Annotated in this window: 14 protein-coding genes and 1 pseudogene; 6 read left to right on the top strand and 9 right to left on the bottom strand. The window is 71.8% G+C overall.

Annotation, left to right across the window (positions count from 1 at the left end):
• Nucleotides 1-35 precede the first annotated feature (35 nt).
• Nucleotides 36-1,190 (bottom strand): trans-sulfuration enzyme family protein, encoded by a 1,155-nt coding sequence (locus tag ACF1B9_RS27425; RefSeq protein WP_391744973.1) that lies wholly within the window; start codon nucleotides 1,188-1,190, stop codon nucleotides 36-38.
• Nucleotides 1,191-1,249: 59 nt separating this feature from the next.
• Here ACF1B9_RS27425 and ACF1B9_RS27420 point away from each other — a divergent pair, with 59 nt between their 5' ends.
• Both ACF1B9_RS27420 and ACF1B9_RS27415 read left to right on the top strand, forming a co-directional pair.
• Nucleotides 1,250-1,747, top strand: a complete 498-nt coding sequence (locus tag ACF1B9_RS27420; RefSeq protein ID WP_391744975.1) for an Lrp/AsnC family transcriptional regulator — start codon at nucleotides 1,250-1,252, stop codon at nucleotides 1,745-1,747.
• Nucleotides 1,748-1,795: 48 nt separating this feature from the next.
• Complete coding sequence (locus ACF1B9_RS27415; RefSeq protein ID WP_391744977.1) at nucleotides 1,796-3,481, top strand: DUF885 domain-containing protein; 1,686 nt, start codon at nucleotides 1,796-1,798, stop codon at nucleotides 3,479-3,481.
• Nucleotides 3,482-3,586: 105 nt separating this feature from the next.
• Here the strand turns inward: ACF1B9_RS27415 and ACF1B9_RS27410 are convergent, their stop codons facing one another.
• Complete coding sequence (locus ACF1B9_RS27410) at nucleotides 3,587-4,072, bottom strand: rhodanese-like domain-containing protein (protein ID WP_391744979.1); 486 nt, start codon at nucleotides 4,070-4,072, stop codon at nucleotides 3,587-3,589.
• 94 nt (nucleotides 4,073-4,166) lie between these two features.
• On the opposite strand from ACF1B9_RS27410, the gene ACF1B9_RS27405 reads away from it, so the two are divergent.
• The gene (locus ACF1B9_RS27405; RefSeq protein WP_376217742.1) at nucleotides 4,167-4,613 is read left to right on the top strand and encodes an Lrp/AsnC family transcriptional regulator; all 447 of its coding nucleotides are present in this window, start codon (nucleotides 4,167-4,169) and stop codon (nucleotides 4,611-4,613) included.
• On the opposite strand, the gene ACF1B9_RS27400 is transcribed toward ACF1B9_RS27405, so the two are convergent.
• The 4 genes and pseudogenes from ACF1B9_RS27400 to ACF1B9_RS27385 form a co-directional block, all read right to left on the bottom strand.
• On the bottom strand, nucleotides 4,603-7,758 hold the full coding sequence (locus tag ACF1B9_RS27400) for an AAA family ATPase (RefSeq protein ID WP_391744981.1): 3,156 nt from the start codon (nucleotides 7,756-7,758) through the stop codon (nucleotides 4,603-4,605). The two genes, ACF1B9_RS27405 and ACF1B9_RS27400, sit on opposite strands and share 11 nt — an antisense overlap.
• Nucleotides 7,755-8,921: an exonuclease SbcCD subunit D gene (locus ACF1B9_RS27395; RefSeq protein WP_391744983.1), complete on the bottom strand. Its 1,167-nt coding sequence runs from the start codon at nucleotides 8,919-8,921 to the stop codon at nucleotides 7,755-7,757. Before ACF1B9_RS27395 ends, ACF1B9_RS27400 begins: the two co-directional genes overlap by 4 nt.
• 176 nt (nucleotides 8,922-9,097) lie before the next feature.
• A pseudogene (locus tag ACF1B9_RS27390) lies at nucleotides 9,098-10,044 on the bottom strand (ornithine cyclodeaminase family protein).
• A gap of 87 nt (nucleotides 10,045-10,131) precedes the next feature.
• Nucleotides 10,132-10,758, bottom strand: coding sequence for a YigZ family protein (locus ACF1B9_RS27385; protein ID WP_391744985.1), 627 nt, complete (start codon nucleotides 10,756-10,758; stop codon nucleotides 10,132-10,134).
• Between the two features lie 58 nt (nucleotides 10,759-10,816).
• On the opposite strand from ACF1B9_RS27385, the gene ACF1B9_RS27380 reads away from it, so the two are divergent.
• Both ACF1B9_RS27380 and ACF1B9_RS27375 read left to right on the top strand, forming a co-directional pair.
• On the top strand, nucleotides 10,817-11,227 hold the full coding sequence (locus ACF1B9_RS27380; RefSeq protein WP_391744987.1) for a CoA-binding protein: 411 nt from the start codon (nucleotides 10,817-10,819) through the stop codon (nucleotides 11,225-11,227).
• A 73-nt stretch (nucleotides 11,228-11,300) separates the two neighbouring features.
• Nucleotides 11,301-12,158, top strand: coding sequence for an aminoglycoside N(3)-acetyltransferase (locus tag ACF1B9_RS27375; protein ID WP_391744988.1), 858 nt, complete (start codon nucleotides 11,301-11,303; stop codon nucleotides 12,156-12,158).
• A gap of 2 nt (nucleotides 12,159-12,160) precedes the next feature.
• Here ACF1B9_RS27375 and ACF1B9_RS27370 read toward each other — a convergent pair whose 3' ends face one another.
• Both ACF1B9_RS27370 and ACF1B9_RS27365 read right to left on the bottom strand, forming a co-directional pair.
• Nucleotides 12,161-12,721, bottom strand: a complete 561-nt coding sequence (locus tag ACF1B9_RS27370) for a YbaK/EbsC family protein (RefSeq protein ID WP_391744989.1) — start codon at nucleotides 12,719-12,721, stop codon at nucleotides 12,161-12,163.
• A gap of 44 nt (nucleotides 12,722-12,765) precedes the next feature.
• On the bottom strand, nucleotides 12,766-13,338 hold the full coding sequence (locus ACF1B9_RS27365) for an XRE family transcriptional regulator (protein WP_351085716.1): 573 nt from the start codon (nucleotides 13,336-13,338) through the stop codon (nucleotides 12,766-12,768).
• A gap of 92 nt (nucleotides 13,339-13,430) precedes the next feature.
• Between ACF1B9_RS27365 and ACF1B9_RS27360 the strand changes: the two genes are divergently transcribed.
• Nucleotides 13,431-14,297, top strand: coding sequence for an EamA family transporter (locus tag ACF1B9_RS27360; protein WP_391744990.1), 867 nt, complete (start codon nucleotides 13,431-13,433; stop codon nucleotides 14,295-14,297).
• 20 nt (nucleotides 14,298-14,317) lie between these two features.
• Here the strand turns inward: ACF1B9_RS27360 and ACF1B9_RS27355 are convergent, their stop codons facing one another.
• A complete protein-coding gene (locus ACF1B9_RS27355; RefSeq protein ID WP_391744991.1) occupies nucleotides 14,318-15,073 on the bottom strand; it encodes an acyltransferase in 756 nt (251 codons plus the stop codon).
• Between the last annotated feature and the right edge of the window lie 101 nt (nucleotides 15,074-15,174).

The raw sequence follows: 15,174 nt of genomic DNA, 5'->3' as shown, positions 1-15,174 counted from the left end.
TACGACCTGCCCCTCCCTCGACGCCGCTCCTGTCGTCAGCTCAGTGCCTGGCACAGGTCGGCCCACAGGTCCTCGACGTCCTCCAGACCGACCGACATGCGCAGCAGCCGGTCCCCGACCCCGGACGCCTGCCGGTCCCCCTCGTCCACAATGCGGTGGCTGATGGAGGCCGGATGCTGGATCAGGGTGTCGACACTTCCGAGGCTGACCGCGGGCGTGATGAGCCGTACCGCCGAGATCACTCGGTGCGGATCCCCGTACGTCTCGAACGAGACCATCGCACCGCCCAGCTTCGGATAGTGGACCCGGGCGATGCGCGGATCGGCCGTCAGCCTGCGCGACAGTTCGGCGGCGCTCGCGGAAGCGGCCCGTACCCGTACCGGAAGTGTGGCGAGGCCGCGCAGCAGCAGATACCCCGCCATCGGGTGCAGCACCCCGCCGGTGGCGAAGCGCACCTGCCGCAGCCCGGCCGCGAACTCCTCGTCACAGGCGACGACGCCGCCCATCACATCGCCGTGCCCGCCGAGGTACTTGGTGGCGCTGTGCAGCACGATCCGTGCGCCGTGCTCGACAGGACGCTGGAGTACGGGCGTGGCGAAGGTGTTGTCGACGAGCAGCGGCACGGAGCCGCAGGAGTGCGCGACGGCACGGATGTCGGCCTCGACGAGTGTCGGATTGGCGGGCGTCTCCACCATGACCAGCCCGGTGTCCGGACGGATCGCCTCCGCGATGCCCGCCGGGTCGGTCCAGGTCACTTCGGTGCCCAGCAGACCGGTGCCGAGAAGGTGATCACTGCAGCCGTAGAGCGGACGGACGGCTACCACGTGGCGCAGTCCCATGCTCGCCCGGACCAGCAGGACGGCGGTGAGTGCCGCCATTCCGCTGGCGAACGACACGGCGCTCTCGGTCCCTTCGAGCCGCGCGAGCGCGTTCTCGAAACGGGTGGTCGTCGGATTGTCCAGCCGCGCGTAGACGGGCGGGCCTTCGAGCCTGGCGCCGGTGGCGGCGAAGGTGTCGATCCGCTCGGCCTCGCCCCTGGAGTCGTACGAGGGGTATGTGGTGGACAGGTCGATCGGCGGGGCGTGCAGGCCGAGCGCCGCGAGATCGTCGCGGCCCGCGTGCACGGCTTCGGTGGCCAGCGCCCTGGACCGGGATGTCGTCCGGGGCGCCGTCGAGGCTTCAGTGTCCATGACACAACTCTGAACAAACACCGGGACTGTGTGCAGATGTCCCGTGCTACGTTCGGCAGATGGCCGATTCCGTCGCTCTCGACCCGGTGGACCTGCACATTCTGCGGCTGCTGCAGAACGATGCCCGGACCACTTACCGCGAACTGGCCGCCGAGGTCGGTGTCGCGCCGTCGACCTGCCTGGACCGGGTGGCCAGGCTGCGCCGCACCGGCGTCATTCTCGGCCAACAACTCCGTCTGGACCCGGCGCGGCTCGGCCGCGGTCTGGAGGCGCTGCTCTCCGTACAGGTCCGTCCGCACCGCAGAGAGCTCATCGGGCCGTTCGTCGAGCGCATCAGGTCGCTGCCCGAGTCCCGCGCGCTCTTCCATCTCACCGGGCCGGACGACTACCTGGTCCATGTCGCGGTCACCGACACCGCGGATCTGCAGCGACTGGTGCTGGACGAATTCACCTCACGCCGCGAAGTGGCCCGGGTCGAGACCCGCCTGATATTCCAGCAGTGGGAGTGCGGGCCGCTGCTGCCCCCGACCGTCGGACCGGCCGGGACAGGCCTCTGAGCCAGGATGATGGTGACGCGGAGGCCTCCGCCGTACGAGGATGTCCGCATGTCAGACATTCCCAGCAGCGCGCTGCCCCGCCAAGTCGCCGACGCCTACGTCGACGCGTTCATCGAACTCGACCCGATCGCCGGCACCTATCTCGGTGTCACGGAGAGCTCGCGCCGCCTTCCCGACTTCTCCCCCTCGGGGCAGGAAGCCGTGGCCGAACTCGCCCGCACCACCCTGGCGAAGCTCGACGCCGCCGAGCGGCTGCCCGGCGCGGACAGCGATGCCGAGCGCCGCTGCGGACGCCTTCTGCGCGAGCGTCTCACGGCGGAACTCGCCGTCCACGAAGCCGACGAGGGGCTGCGCGCGGTCTCCAACATCTCCTCCCCGGCGCACAGCGTCCGCGAGGTGTTCACGGTGACGCCCACCGAGACCGACGAGGACTGGGCGGCGGTCGTGGACAGGCTGCGCGCCGTTCCGGCCGCACTGGAGGGCTACCGCGAGTCGCTCGCGCTCGGTCTGGAGCGCCGGCTGTACGGCGGGCCGCGGGCCACCGCCACCTTCATCGACCAGCTCGACGAATGGGCCGCCACCGACGGCTCGGGATTCTTCCGGGAATTCGCGGCCGCCGGCCCTGCCGCTCTGCGTAACGATCTGGACGACGCCGCCCGTCGGGCCACCGGGTCCGTCGCGGCGCTGCGTGACTGGATGCGCGAGGTGTACGCCCCCGCGGTCGAGGGCGCTCCGGACACGGTGGGCCGTGAGCGGTACGCGCGCTGGTCGCGCTACTTCAACGGCACCGACCTGGATCTCGACGAGGCATACGCGTACGGCTGGTCCGAGTACCACCGGCTGCTCGCCGAAATGAGCACCGAGGCCGAGAAGGTTCTGCCCGGCGCCGGCCCCTGGGAGGCGCTGGCCCATCTCGATGTGCACGGCAAGCACATCGAGGGGGTCGACGAGGTCCAGGTCTGGCTGCAGAGTCTGATGGACGAGGCGATCGAGGCGCTCGACGGCACGCACTTCGAACTCGCCGAAAGAGTCAGGAAGGTGGAGTCCCGCATCGCCCCGCCGGGCGGCGCCGCGGCCCCCTACTACACGGGGCCGTCCGAGGACTTCTCACGTCCCGGCCGCACCTGGCTGCCCACCATGGGGGAGACCCGCTTCCCGGTGTACGACCTGGTCTCCACCTGGTACCACGAGGGCGTGCCGGGCCATCACCTGCAGATCGCCCAGTGGACTCATGTCGCGGACAGCCTCTCCCGCTACCAGGCGTCGATCGGCGGTGTCAGCGCCAACCTGGAAGGCTGGGCGCTGTATGCGGAGCGGCTCATGGACGAGCTGGGCTTCCTGCCGGACGCCGAGCGCCGGCTCGGCTATCTGGACGCACAGATGATGCGGGCCTGCCGGGTGATCGTGGACATCGGCATGCACGCGGGGATGGAGATCCCCGAGGACTCCCCCTTCCACCCCGGTGAACGGTGGACCGCGGACCTCGCCCAGGAGTTCTTCGGCAACCACAGCGGCCGTCCGGCCGACTTCGTGGAGAGCGAACTCACCCGCTACCTCTCGATGCCGGGGCAGGCCATCGGCTACAAGCTGGGCGAACGCGCCTGGCTGCTCGGGCGGGAGAACGCCCGCAAGGCACACGGTGACGCGTTCGACGCCAAGGCCTGGCACATGGCCGCGCTGTCGCAGGGGCCGCTCGGGCTCGACGACCTCGTGGACGAACTGTCCAGGCTCTGACGCCGCTCCTGCCTCCTCCCCCGCCCCTCCCGCACTCGCGTCCACCCGTAACGGAACGCCCGGACGAGAGCGGGCGGGGAGGGGGCACTCTCCCGGCCGGGCCGGTCAACAGCCGCAGTCACCGGAGTCGACCGGAGCGGTGAGCGGGTCGGCGTCACGCCGCTCATGTCCGTCCCAGGTCTCGAACTCGAAGCCCTCCCGGACCCAGTACTCGAAGCCGCCGAGCATCTCCTTGACCTGGTAGCCGAGTTCGGCGAGCGCGAACGCGGCACGCGCCGCTCCGTTGCAACCGGGGCCCCAGCAGTAGGTGACCACGGGCACGGCCGGGTCGAGAAGGTTCCGGGCCTGTTCGGGGACGAGGGCGGTCGGCAGATGGACGGCGCCCGGGACGTGCCCCTGGTCCCAGGAGGCGGTGGAGCGCGAGTCGAGGAGTACGAAGCCGGGGTCGCCGTCGGCCGAGAGCGCGGCCTCGACGTCGGAGACATCGGTGTGAAAGGCGAGCGCGGCGCCGAAGTGGGCGGCCGCCGCGGCCGGGGAGGCCGGCGGGACACGGAGAACGGGATTGGCCACGGTGGTGGGCTGCGTTGTCATGCTCAGAAATCTATGGTCGGCGCCCCTTCCCCGGAAGATGAGATCCCCGGCACAACTCTTGATCCGCCGGTGATTTCCCTGTTGTCTTCCGGGCATGACCGACTATTCCCCGGACTCGACGGACTGGCGCATCCTCGATGTCCTGCAACGCGCGGGCCGTGCGACATTCGCCGAGCTGGCGCGGGAGGTGGCGATGTCCCCGAGCGCCGTGACCGAGCGCGTGCGCAGACTGGAGGAGGCCGGGGTGATCAGCGGCTACACCGCGGTGGTCGACCCGGAACGACTGGGGCTGGCGATTCTCGCGCTCGTACGGCTGCGCTACCCGAACGGCAATTACAAGCCGTTCCACGATCTGCTCGATACGACTCCGGAGATCGTGGAGGCCCACCACGTCACCGGCGACGACTGCTTTGTACTGAAGGTCACCGCCCGCTCGATGCGTCATCTGGAGGAGGTCTCGGGGAGGATCGGCGCGCTCGGCTCCGTGACCACGAGCGTCGTCTACTCCTCCCCGCTCCCCCGGCGCGCCATCAGCCGCTGACCGCCCCCGGTGTGTGGTGCCGTACCGCCGATCCGTGCCGCTCCTTCACCACTTCGAGCTGAGCGGGGATGCGGCGGCGCAGATCCGCGACATGGCTGACGATGCCGACGCTGCGGTCCCGCTCGCGCAGCGAGTCCAGTACGTCGAGCACCTCGTCGAGGGTCTGGTCGTCCAGGCTGCCGAAGCCCTCGTCGATGAACAGTGTGTCCAGCCGTACGCCGCCCGCCTCGTCGGTGACGACATCGGCGAGGCCGAGCGCGAGGGCGAGCGAGGCGAAGAAGGTCTCGCCGCCCGAGAGCGTCGCCGTGTCGCGCTCGCGTCCGGTCCAGGCGTCGACGACATGCAGGCCGAGGCCCGATCTGCGTCCGCCGGTGCGGGCGTCGGAGTGGACCAGCGTGTAGCGGCCGGACGACATCCGCTGCAGCCGTGCGGTGGCGGCCGCGGCGACCTGTTCGAGCCGGGCCGCGAGCACGTACGACTCCAGCCGCATCTTGCGTTCGTTGTCCGCGGACGTACCCGCGGTGAGCCCGGCCAGCCGTGCGACCCGGTCGTACTCCTCGCGCAGCGGACCGAGCCCGCGCACCTCGTTTGCGGCGGAGCGCGACAGTCTGCTGAGCTCGGCACAGCGCTCGCGTGCGGCGGCCAGCGTCGCCGAGGCGTCCCGCAGCAGCCGCTCGGCCGTGTCGTACGCGGCCGCGGCGACATCCACCGCGGCCGGGGGGCTCTGCGCGGCGGTACGGGTCGCGGTCTCGGCGAGCCGGTCGGCCACGGCGGCCGACTCGGACTGCCAGGCGTCGACCAGACGCTGGAGTTCGCGCTGCTCGGTATCGGTGAGGAGGCTCGCGGCGGCGGCCTGCGGGGTGGCGAACCCGGCCCGGAACGCGGCGTCCGCGAGCCGGCCGTCGGCCTCCTTGCGACGCAGGGCGGCCGTCTCCTCCTCGCGTACCGCCTCGGCGGCCTCGGCCAGCAGACCGACCCGGCGCTCCAGCAGGGCGGCATGCTCGGCGACGCTGCCGAAGTCACCCCGGGCGTTCACCAATTGGGCCTCCAGTGAAGCCTGTTCACGGTCCAGGCCTTCACGCAGAGAGGTGCGGGCCGCGGCCCGGCGCTCGGCCAGCCGCAGACCCTCAAGACGCTCGGACTGTTCCCGCTCGGCGACCGCGAGGGCCTCACGCGCCGCGTGCATACCGGCGGCCTGCCGGTGCGCCTGGGCATGACGGCGCGTCACGTCATCGACGAGGGTGCCGAGTTCGACGACCGTGGGGTCGGTGGCGGGATCGGCGGCGGAAGTCGGAGGGGACTGCTCGCCACGGGCCGCACCGTCGTCGATCGCCCCGGACGCGACCGAACCGGCAGCAGCGACCCGGGCGGGCTCTGCGGCGTCGGCGCCGTCCCTGGGCTGCGGCACCACGGACTGTGCGGCGGCGCGGGCCGCCATGTGCTTCTCCCGGACGACCCCCAGCTCCCGGTCCGCTTCCGTGCGCGCCTCTTCGGCCCGCCGGTAGGCGTCCAGGGCCCTTTCCTCGGTCGCCCGGTCGACATGGCCGTCGGCCGCGCGTGCGGGCCTGGGGTGGTCGGCCGAGCCGCAGACCTTGCAGTCCTCGCCGTCCACCAGCTCGGCGGCCAGCTCCGCGGCGATGTCGCGCAGTCGTCGTTCGCGCAGCTCCAGCCACGACTCGTGGGCGCCTGCGGCCCGCTCACGGGCCACGGCCAGCCGCTCGGCGGCCGCCGACGCCTCGACGGCGAGCGCGTCCCGGCGGCGAGCGGCATCCAGCCGTGCGCGGGCCGGCTCCAGGCGGCCGGCGAGGTGTTCGGCCCGGGTCGCCGCCTCCTGGGCCTCCTCGATGCGTGCCCGCAGGCCGTGCCGGACGGATTCCCAGTCGGCCAGCCAGCCCTTCGCCTCATGGATCAGTTCGTCGTCCGCGCGGGCCTGGCGCTCCAGTCCGGCCCGCTCGGCCTCGATCTCCGCACCGCGCCGCTCGGCGCGCTGTGCGGCGTCGAGCCCGCCGAGCTCCTGCCTGAGCTTTCGCTCCAGCTCCGCCAGGTGTTCCCCGCCGGCGTCGGCCAGGGTGTCGGGCAGCAACGCACGGGCGCGGTCACGGGCTTCGCGGACCGTGCGGTAGGCACGCTCGGCCTCATCGCGCAGCTCCAGCGCGGGGGCCACGAGGTCGGCGGCGCGGGCCCGCGCGAGCCGTTCCCGGTGCCGGTCGTGGTCGGGGCGGCCGGCTTCGAGTGCGGTGGCGCGACGCTGCGTCTCCTCGTGCCGCCGCTGGAGTCCGGCGAGTTCACGTTCGGCGTCGAGGGTCAGTCGGGCGGCCGTCCGCCGGTCGTCGGCCGTGGTCAGCACACACGCGGCGATGTCGAGCCGTTCGCGGGCGGCGCTACGGGCCGTGGCGGCCCACGCCAGCACGCCGTCGGCGAGTCCCGGCTCGCCGGGCTGGATGTCGGGCAGCGGTGATTCACTGGCGGCCGGACCGGCGGCCTGGGCGATCCGCTGGGCGACCGCGAGGACGCGTTCGTCGCCGGTCCGCACCTGTGCTTCGGCGGTGCGGCGCAGTTCGGCCAGGCGTTCCTCGACGGCGGCGAAACGGCGGGTGTCGAAGAGCCTGCCGAGCAGTTTGCCGCGCGCCTCGGCATCGGCACGCAGAAAGCGCGCGAAGTCGCCCTGCGGCAGCAGGACCACCTGGCAGAACTGGTCCCGGCTCATGCCGATGAGCTGGGTGATCTCCTCGCCGATCTCCTGGTGCGAACGGCTCAGCTGCTGCCAGCCGTCGTCGGGGGCGTACGCGCGCAGCCAGCTCTGGGCCTTCTCCGTCGTGAAGCCGCTGCCCTTCTTCTTGGGGCGGGGCTGTGCGGGGCGCCGGGTGACTTCGAGGCGTCGGCCGCCGACGGTCAGTTCCAGCGTGACCTCGGTGGGAAGGTCCGCGGGGGCGTGGTCGCTGCGCAGAGAGGTGCCGGGGCTCTGGCGGGCGCCGGGCACCGCGCCGTAGAGGCCGTAGCAGACGGCGTCCAGGACCGAGGTCTTGCCGGCTCCGGTCGGCCCGTGCAGCAGAAAGATCCCGGCCGAGGAGAGGGCGTCGAAGTCGATGTCCTGGGTGAGACCGAACGGTCCGAAGGCGGTGAGGGTGAGCCGGTGGAGTCTCAACGGTTCACCTCGCGCACGCCATCGTCCACCCGTACGTGGTCGAATGCGCCGCGCAGTACCGTGCGCTCCTGCTCGTCCGCTGCGGACCCGCCCCGCACATGCGCCACGAAGTCCTCCGCGATCTGCTGGTCGTCGCGCCCCTTGAGACGCTGGGCATACGAGGCGAGCGGGTCGTCGGGGGCCCGGTCGGGTTCGAAGACGAGGCTGAGTGTGTGCGGGAACCGCTCGACGAGGCGGGCCATCGGCTCGACCGGACGCACCGGGTCGGTGAGGGTGGCCTCCACCCAGGACTCCCGGTGCCGTTCCAGCGCGGGGTCGTCGACGAGGGTGTCGAGGCGGCCGCGGAGCCTGGCGAGCGGACGGGGCACCGGACAGTCGATGCGCTCGGCGGCGATCGTGCCCGAGGCGTCGAGGTCGATCAGCCACATCGTCTTGCGGTGGGCGACCTCGGAGAAGGAGTAGGCCAGCGGCGAGCCCGAGTAGCGGACCCGGTCGGTGACCGTCTGACAGCCGTGCAGGTGCCCGAGCGCGACATAGTCGACGCCGTCGAAGACTCCGGCAGGCACGGCGGCCACCCCGCCCACGGTGATGTCGCGTTCACTGTCACTGGGCTCGCCGCCCGCGACGAAGGCATGGGCGAGCACCACGGACCTGGTGGTGCCGGGGCGGCTCGCGAGGTCGGCGCGGACCCGGTCCATGGCCGCGGTCAGCACCGCCTCGTGCCCGGCGCGCTCCGCCTTGAAGACGTCCTTCACCAGGGCCGGTTCCAGGTACGGCAGCCCGTAGAACGCCACATCGCCGTGTGCGTCGCACAGGACGACAGGGGTGGCGCAGTGGGCGGGATCGGTACGCAGATGGATTCCGGCCCGCCCGATCAGGCCTGCGCCGACGCCCAGCCTGCGTGCCGAGTCGTGGTTGCCGGAGATCATCACGGTGGGCACACCGGCGGCGGCGAGCCGGTGCAGCGCGTCGTCGAAGAGCTCGACCGCGGACAGCGGAGGAACGGCCCTGTCGTACACATCACCCGCGACGAGGACCGCGTCCACCTCGTGGTCGCGCACCGTCGCCACGAGGTGGTCCAGGTAGGCGGCCTGGGCTTCGAGCAGGGAGACCCGGTGGAACGACCGTCCCAGGTGCCAGTCCGACGTGTGCAGAATCCTCAAGAGTCGGCTCCGACCTGCATTGTTCTCTTCCTCCCCCCGGGGCCCGGGTCTGTCGCGCCGTGCTCGGTCCGTCCGGCGCGGAGCCTCGTTGTCCGCATCGGCCACATCGACGGCGGTGAGCCCCTCTTCCCTCACCGACCACAGTGTCCCATCACCATCGACCGCCACCGTGGCCTTCAGGCGAGAAGATCGATCCGCGTTCCGACGGAGAGCTGTTCCGCCCGACGGTACGCGGCCCAGGCGAGGGCCAGGTCCTGCCAGGGGAGCCCGACGGGTGCGTAGACGGAGCGGCTCGTGCCGGGGGTACGGCCGGGATGCGTGCCTCTGAGCAGCTCACCGAGGGTGGCGTCCGCGGCGGTGGCCGGAAGCCCCGCCGCGGCCAGGGCTCCCATCGCCGCGGCCTGCTCGCGGTCGTCGACGACGAGGAGGGCGGAGGTGAGCAGGTCGGCGGAGATCTCCTGCTTGCCGGGCTCATCGGCGCCGAGCGTGGTGAAGTGCTGCCCGGGGCGGCTGTCGGCGAGGTACAGCAGGGGGTGCGGGACCAGGTGGAGAGCAGGACGACGTCGGCGACGGCGGCGATGTCGGCCGCGGAGCCGAGGACCCGTCCGTGGTGCCGTGCGGCGAATCGCGTGGCGCGTTCCGGATCGGTGTCGTGCACCACGAGTTCGCGGAAGCCGCGCAGACTCCGTAGTCCACGGACCATGATCTCGGCCTGTGCACCCGCGCCGACGATGCCCAGCACCGCTTCGCCCGCGGGGTCGGGTACGGCGAGGACGTGAGTGCCGAGGGCCGCGGCCAGTCCGGTGCGCCAGGCCGTGACGGTGGCGGAGTCGAGAAGGGCGAGGAGTTCGCCGTCCCGGCCGCTGTGCAGACAGATCACACCACGCAACGCCGGCCGGGCACCGGGGAACTTGGCGTTGACCTTGACGGTGTACGCGTCGATGCCCGGCAGCAGTCCGGGTATGAGAGCCGTCGCCGTACCCGGGAACGGCAGATCCGTGCGCACGCGCTGCCCGGCAGGCGTGGGAGGGCCGGCGTGACGAAGGCCCTCCCGCAGTGCGGACAGGGAGGCTTCCGGATCGAGCACGGCCAGAAGGTCACTGCTGGTCAGGAGACGGGTCATGGGCCCATTGTCCGGCAAGGCCGATCAAGGCCCGAGAGTGCCCCGTGACGCCGGGAATGTGCGGTGGGGGCGTGCGGACGGGCCCGGTCAGGATTCCTCGTACGCCTCGCCGCCCAGCTCCAGCTCGGCCTCGCCCGCCGTGGCATCGGCAAGCCAGCCGCGGAACGACTCCACGTCGGCGTCCGGCAGTCCGATCTCGATGACGACGGCCTCCGCGTAACGGACCTCGCGCACGGTTCGTCCGGTGGCTCGGAGATCGTTCTCCAGCTTGCCGGCGCGCTGATGGCCGACAGTGATCGTCGCGAGGCGGAACCGCCGACGGGTGATGGTGCCGAGTGCGTCGAGGGCCTCGCCGACCGCTCCTCCGTACGCCCGGATCAGCCCGCCCGCACCGAGCTTCACACCCCCGTAGTAGCGGGTGACGACGGCGACGACGTACCGCATCTCCCGGCGTGTCAGCATCTGCAGCATGGGGACGCCGGCGGTACCCCCGGGCTCTCCGTCGTCGCTCGCCTTCTGCACGGAGGCATCGGCGCCGATCACGTAGGCGAAGCAGTTGTGGGTGGCGGTCGGGTGTTCCCTGCGGACGCGTGCGACGAAGTCCTGCGCCTCCTGTTCGGTGGCGGCGGGGGCGAGCGCGCAGATGAAGCGCGACCGGTTGATCTCGGTCTCGTGCACGCCCGCTCGGGCGACGGTCCGGTACTGCTCCTGCATCCGGCCACCCTATGCCCCGGCCGGGAATGGTCCCGGTCCCCCGTCCGTTGTCCCGATCATGTACGCAGACGCAGAGACGATCAGCAGGATTCTCCGGAACTCGGGCGAGACCTGGGCCGTGGTGGGCCTGTCCGGCAATCGGTCGCGCGCGGCCTACCGCGTCGCCGAGGTGCTTCAGCGCTTCGGCAAGCGCGTGGTCCCGGTGCACCCGAAGGCGGAGCGGGTCCATGGCGAGGACGGCTATGCGTCGCTGGCCGACATTCCGTTCCCGGTCGATGTGGTGGACGTCTTCGTCAACAGCGAACTGGCGGGCGCCGTGGCCGACGAGGCGGTGGCGGCAGGGGCGAAGGCGGTCTGGTTCCAGCTCGGGGTGGTCGACACCGAGGCGTACGAACGCACGCGCGCGGCCGGGCTCGACATGGTCATGGATCGCTGCCCCGCGATCGAGATTCCCGCGCTGGACCGGTAGCGGCAGGACGTCCGTCTCTCGTACGGATGTGCGCGGTGTCACATTCGGCGCCCGGCTGGGAGAATGACGGGCTGTGGGTACTACTGCTGCGACTGCGACGACCGTCCGCCACAGCCGCGCCGGGCTGTCCGGACAACTGACCGATCTGGGCGTGGAGCGGAACGGTGTTCTGCTGGTGCACGCGTCGATGCGTGCGGTGGGGCCGGTGAGCGGCGGGCCCGGGGCGGTGGTCGATGCGTTGCGGGACGTCCTCGGGGTACGCGGCACACTCGTCGTCCCGGCGTTCACCCCGGAGAACTCCGACACCTCCACGCACTACCTCGACCGCGTGCGCGGTCTCACCGAGCGGGCCCGGGAGGCCGTGCGGGCGGGCATGCCGCCCTTCGACCCGGCTACCTCGCCCGCACCGTCGATGGGTCGTCTCGCGGAGACCGTACGGCTCACCGAGGGGGCGGCCCGAAGCGGCCACCCCCAGACGTCCTTCGTCGCGCTCGGCCCCTCGGCCCGGGAACTGGTGGCGCACCACCGCCCCGACTGCCACCTCGGCGAGGACTCCCCGTTGGCCCGCCTCTACGACCTGCGGGCCCAAGTGCTGCTGCTGGGCACCGGGTTCGACACCTGCACCGCGTTCCATCTCGGTGAGTACCGGGTGCCCGCGCCGCCCCGCCGCACGTATCGCTGTGTGGTGACGGCCGCGGGCCGACGCCAGTGGTGGGAGTACGAGGACGTCGCGCTGGACGACAGCGACTTCGCAGCCCTGGGGGCGGACTTCTCCCACACGAGCGACGGCGCGGCCGTGCGCACCGGTCCCGTGGGCTCGTCGACGAGCCGTCTGTTCCGCATCACCGACGCCGTCGACTTCTCGTCCCACTGGCTGCCGTCGCACCGGGGCGGAGCACCGGTCCGGGCGTTCGGCCGTGCGCAGCGCTGAGCTCAGCCCCGGACGCCCAGTCCCTCGACGACCACCGCTCCCGGCAGCGCCGCCAGTGCCTTGCCCGGGACGATCAGCTTGCCCCGCCGGCTGCCGCTGCCGATCAGCACCCATGCCTCGTCCACGACGGCGGGATCGATCAGCAGCGGCCAGGCGGCCGGGAGGCCGATGGGGGTGATTCCGCCGTACTCCATGCCGGTCTCGCCGACCGCCGTGTCCATCGGGGCGAAGGACGCCTTGCGGGCGCCGAGGTGCTTGCGGACCGCACCGTTCACATCGACGCGGGAGTGGGAGAGGACGAGGCAGGCCGCCAACGTCACCTCGCCGCCGCGCTTGCCCGCCACCACCACGCAGTTGGCCGACCGGTCGAGCAGCTCCGCGCCGTGGTGCTCGACGAAGACCGCCGTGTCGGCGATCGCCGGATCCGTGTCGACATGAATGATCTGCTCGGCGGGGACACCGCTCCAGCCCTCGCGCACAGCGGTGGCGACGGGCGTGGTGAGCAGGTCGAGGCGGTCGGCTGCCGGTCCGGCGTTCTCGAAGGATCCGATGGGTGCGCGCATGCGCGCCACGCTAACAGCGCCCCGAAGGCCGTCGGTTGAGCGTCTCACCGTACGGGCGGGATGGACACCGCCATGGTGATCTCGGCGGGCTCGGAGCCGTCATTGCGGTAGACGTGCGGATGGTGCGCCTCGAAGGTGGCCGAGCCGCCGGTGGGTACGGCGTAAGCGGTCCCGTCGACGACCAGGGTGAGCTCGCCCGCGGTGACGTGGAGCAGCTCGACGGTGCCTTCGGGGTGCGGGTCCGAGGCACTGCTGTCGCCCGGCATCAGACGCCACGACCAGAGTTCGAGGGGCCCTCTGGCCTCCGTGCCGACGAGCAGGGTGGTCGAACTGCCCGCCTCCGTCGACCACATGCGTACCGCCTGGCTCTCGGGCACCAGCCGCACCGGTGAGCCCTGCTCGTAGTCGAGCAGGGTGGTGATGCTGACGCCCAGCGCGTCGGCGAGCTTGACGGTGGTGCCGACGCTCGGGTTGGTGCGGGCCTGCTCGATCTGGATGATCATGCCGCGGCTGACCCCGGCACGGGCTGCGAGTGCGTCCAGGGTGAAGCCGCGTTCCCCGCGCCAGCGCTTCAGATTGCGCGCCAGCGACTGGGTGAGCTGATCGAGGTCAGACACATTCCGTCCAATATTTTGGATGACAGGGTCGAAAATACTGCACTACGGTGTGATGTACCCACCATTCACCGCACTGTACTGCGAGGCACGCAATGACAGCAGTCTTCGCCTTGGCCACCAGCCTTCTCTGGGGGTTGGCCGACTTCGGCGGCGGGCTGCTCACGCGACGCGTGCCCGCGCTCACCGTGGTGGTCGTCTCGCAGACCATCGCCGCCGTGGTGCTGGGGACCGTCGTGCTCGCGACCGGCGGCTGGAGCGAGGCGGGACCGCAGCTCTGGTTCGCCGTCGCCGCCGGGGCTGTCGGACCGATCGCGATGCTGAGCTTCTACAAGGCCCTGGCTCTGGGCCCGATGGGGGTGGTCTCCCCGCTGGGATCGCTGGGGGTCGCCGTGCCGGTGAGCGTCGGGATCATCGTCGGGGAACGGCCGGGGCTGCTGCAGTTCGCGGGCGTCGCCGTCGCCGTGGTGGGCATCGTGCTCTCCGGCGGTCCGCAACTGCGCGGGGCGCCGGTGCAGCGCCGGGCGGTGTTGCTGACGCTGGTGGCCGCGTTCGGCTTCGGGTCGGTGATGTCCTTGATCGCGGAGGCGTCCACCGATGTCACCGGACTCTTCCTGGCGCTCTTCGTCCAGCGCCTGACCAATATCGCCGTGGGCGGTACGGCCCTGTACGCATCGGTGCGCCGCGGGGCACGCGCGCTGCCGGAGGAGGGCGGGAGTGCCGCGGTGCCGGCTGCACTGCCCGCCCTGGCGTTCGTCGGGCTCGCGGATGTCGCAGCCAACGGCACGTACTCGCTGGCCGCGCAGCACGGCCCGGTCACCGTGGCCGCCGTGCTCGCCTCGCTCTATCCGGTGGTCACGGCCCTGGCCGCGCGCGGAGTGCTGGGGGAACGGCTGCGCGGGGTGCAGGCGGCCGGGGCCGGCCTCGCCCTGGTCGGCACGGTGCTGCTGGCAACCGGTTGAGGGACCGGATCCCGAAGGCGTCAGTCCCCCGCCGGACCCGATGCCTCGCCCGGCTCCGCCAGGGCCAGCAGTTGCTCGGGCGTGACACCCGAAGGGATCGGCACCGGGGCCGGGGTGCGCAGCGGGGGCTGCCAGCCCTTCTCGGGATCCCAGCTGCGCACCACACGGGCAGGAGCACCGGCCACCACCGCCCGGTCGGGCACCTCCCCCCGCACCACCGCCCCCGCCGCGACCACCACATTGCGCCCGAGCGCGGCCCCCGGGAGGATCACCGCTCCGGTGCCGATCCAGCAGCCCGGTCCGATGGATACGGGCTCCATGCGGGGCCACTGCTTGCCGACCGGCTCGTGCGGATCGTCGTAACTGTGGTTGGTGGACGTGATGTAGACATACGGTCCGCAGTAGGTGTCCGAGCCGATGGTCACCCGGGTGTCGGCGACGATATGACTGCCACGACCGAGCACCACTCCGTCCCCCAGGGTCAGGATCGGCTCCGGGCCGAGGTCCAGGTCGGGCATGAGTCCGGCAGTCAGCGTGACCTGTTCACCGATCACGCAGTGCGCGCCGAGCTCGATCCACGGCTCCCCGAAGACGGTGCCCTGCGGGAAGGCCAGCCGGGTGCCCGCGCCGATCCGGCCGAACCGCAGCGGACCGGGGTGTTCCGCGGTGACCGCGCCCGACTCCTGCACCCAGCGCCAGCCGCGGTGGACGGCCCTGGACAGGGCGCGCCGACGCCAGGCGGCAAGGGAAGAGAACGTGTTCCTGTTCTTCGGCACTCGCACACGGTAGTCGGCGGCACCCGGCACGATCACCGCGACCTCCTGTGATGTTCACCCCACTCGGCGGCGGTCCCCCGCCCGTCGCATACCGTCTTCCT

The sequence above is a fragment of the Streptomyces sp. NPDC014727 genome (assembly GCF_043083485.1).
In the GTDB taxonomy this organism is placed as follows: Bacteria; Actinomycetota; Actinomycetes; order Streptomycetales; family Streptomycetaceae; genus Streptomyces.
The sequence above is the reverse complement of the archived record's forward strand: the minus strand, read 5'-3'. Positions and strand labels throughout refer to the sequence as shown.

What these genes read in the sequence shown, in the direction of transcription:
- ACF1B9_RS27425 (WP_391744973.1), bottom strand. Translation starts at nt 1,190, where the DNA reads ATGGACACTGAAGCCTCGACGGCGCCCCGGACGACATCCCGGTCCAGG.
- ACF1B9_RS27420 (WP_391744975.1), top strand. Translation starts at nt 1,250, where the DNA reads ATGGCCGATTCCGTCGCTCTCGACCCGGTGGACCTGCACATTCTGCGG.
- ACF1B9_RS27415 (WP_391744977.1), top strand. Translation starts at nt 1,796, where the DNA reads ATGTCAGACATTCCCAGCAGCGCGCTGCCCCGCCAAGTCGCCGACGCC.
- ACF1B9_RS27410 (WP_391744979.1), bottom strand. Translation starts at nt 4,072, where the DNA reads ATGACAACGCAGCCCACCACCGTGGCCAATCCCGTTCTCCGTGTCCCG.
- ACF1B9_RS27405 (WP_376217742.1), top strand. Translation starts at nt 4,167, where the DNA reads ATGACCGACTATTCCCCGGACTCGACGGACTGGCGCATCCTCGATGTC.
- ACF1B9_RS27385 (WP_391744985.1), bottom strand. Translation starts at nt 10,758, where the DNA reads ATGCAGGAGCAGTACCGGACCGTCGCCCGAGCGGGCGTGCACGAGACC.
- ACF1B9_RS27380 (WP_391744987.1), top strand. Translation starts at nt 10,817, where the DNA reads ATGTACGCAGACGCAGAGACGATCAGCAGGATTCTCCGGAACTCGGGC.
- ACF1B9_RS27370 (WP_391744989.1), bottom strand. Translation starts at nt 12,721, where the DNA reads ATGCGCGCACCCATCGGATCCTTCGAGAACGCCGGACCGGCAGCCGAC.
- ACF1B9_RS27360 (WP_391744990.1), top strand. Translation starts at nt 13,431, where the DNA reads ATGACAGCAGTCTTCGCCTTGGCCACCAGCCTTCTCTGGGGGTTGGCC.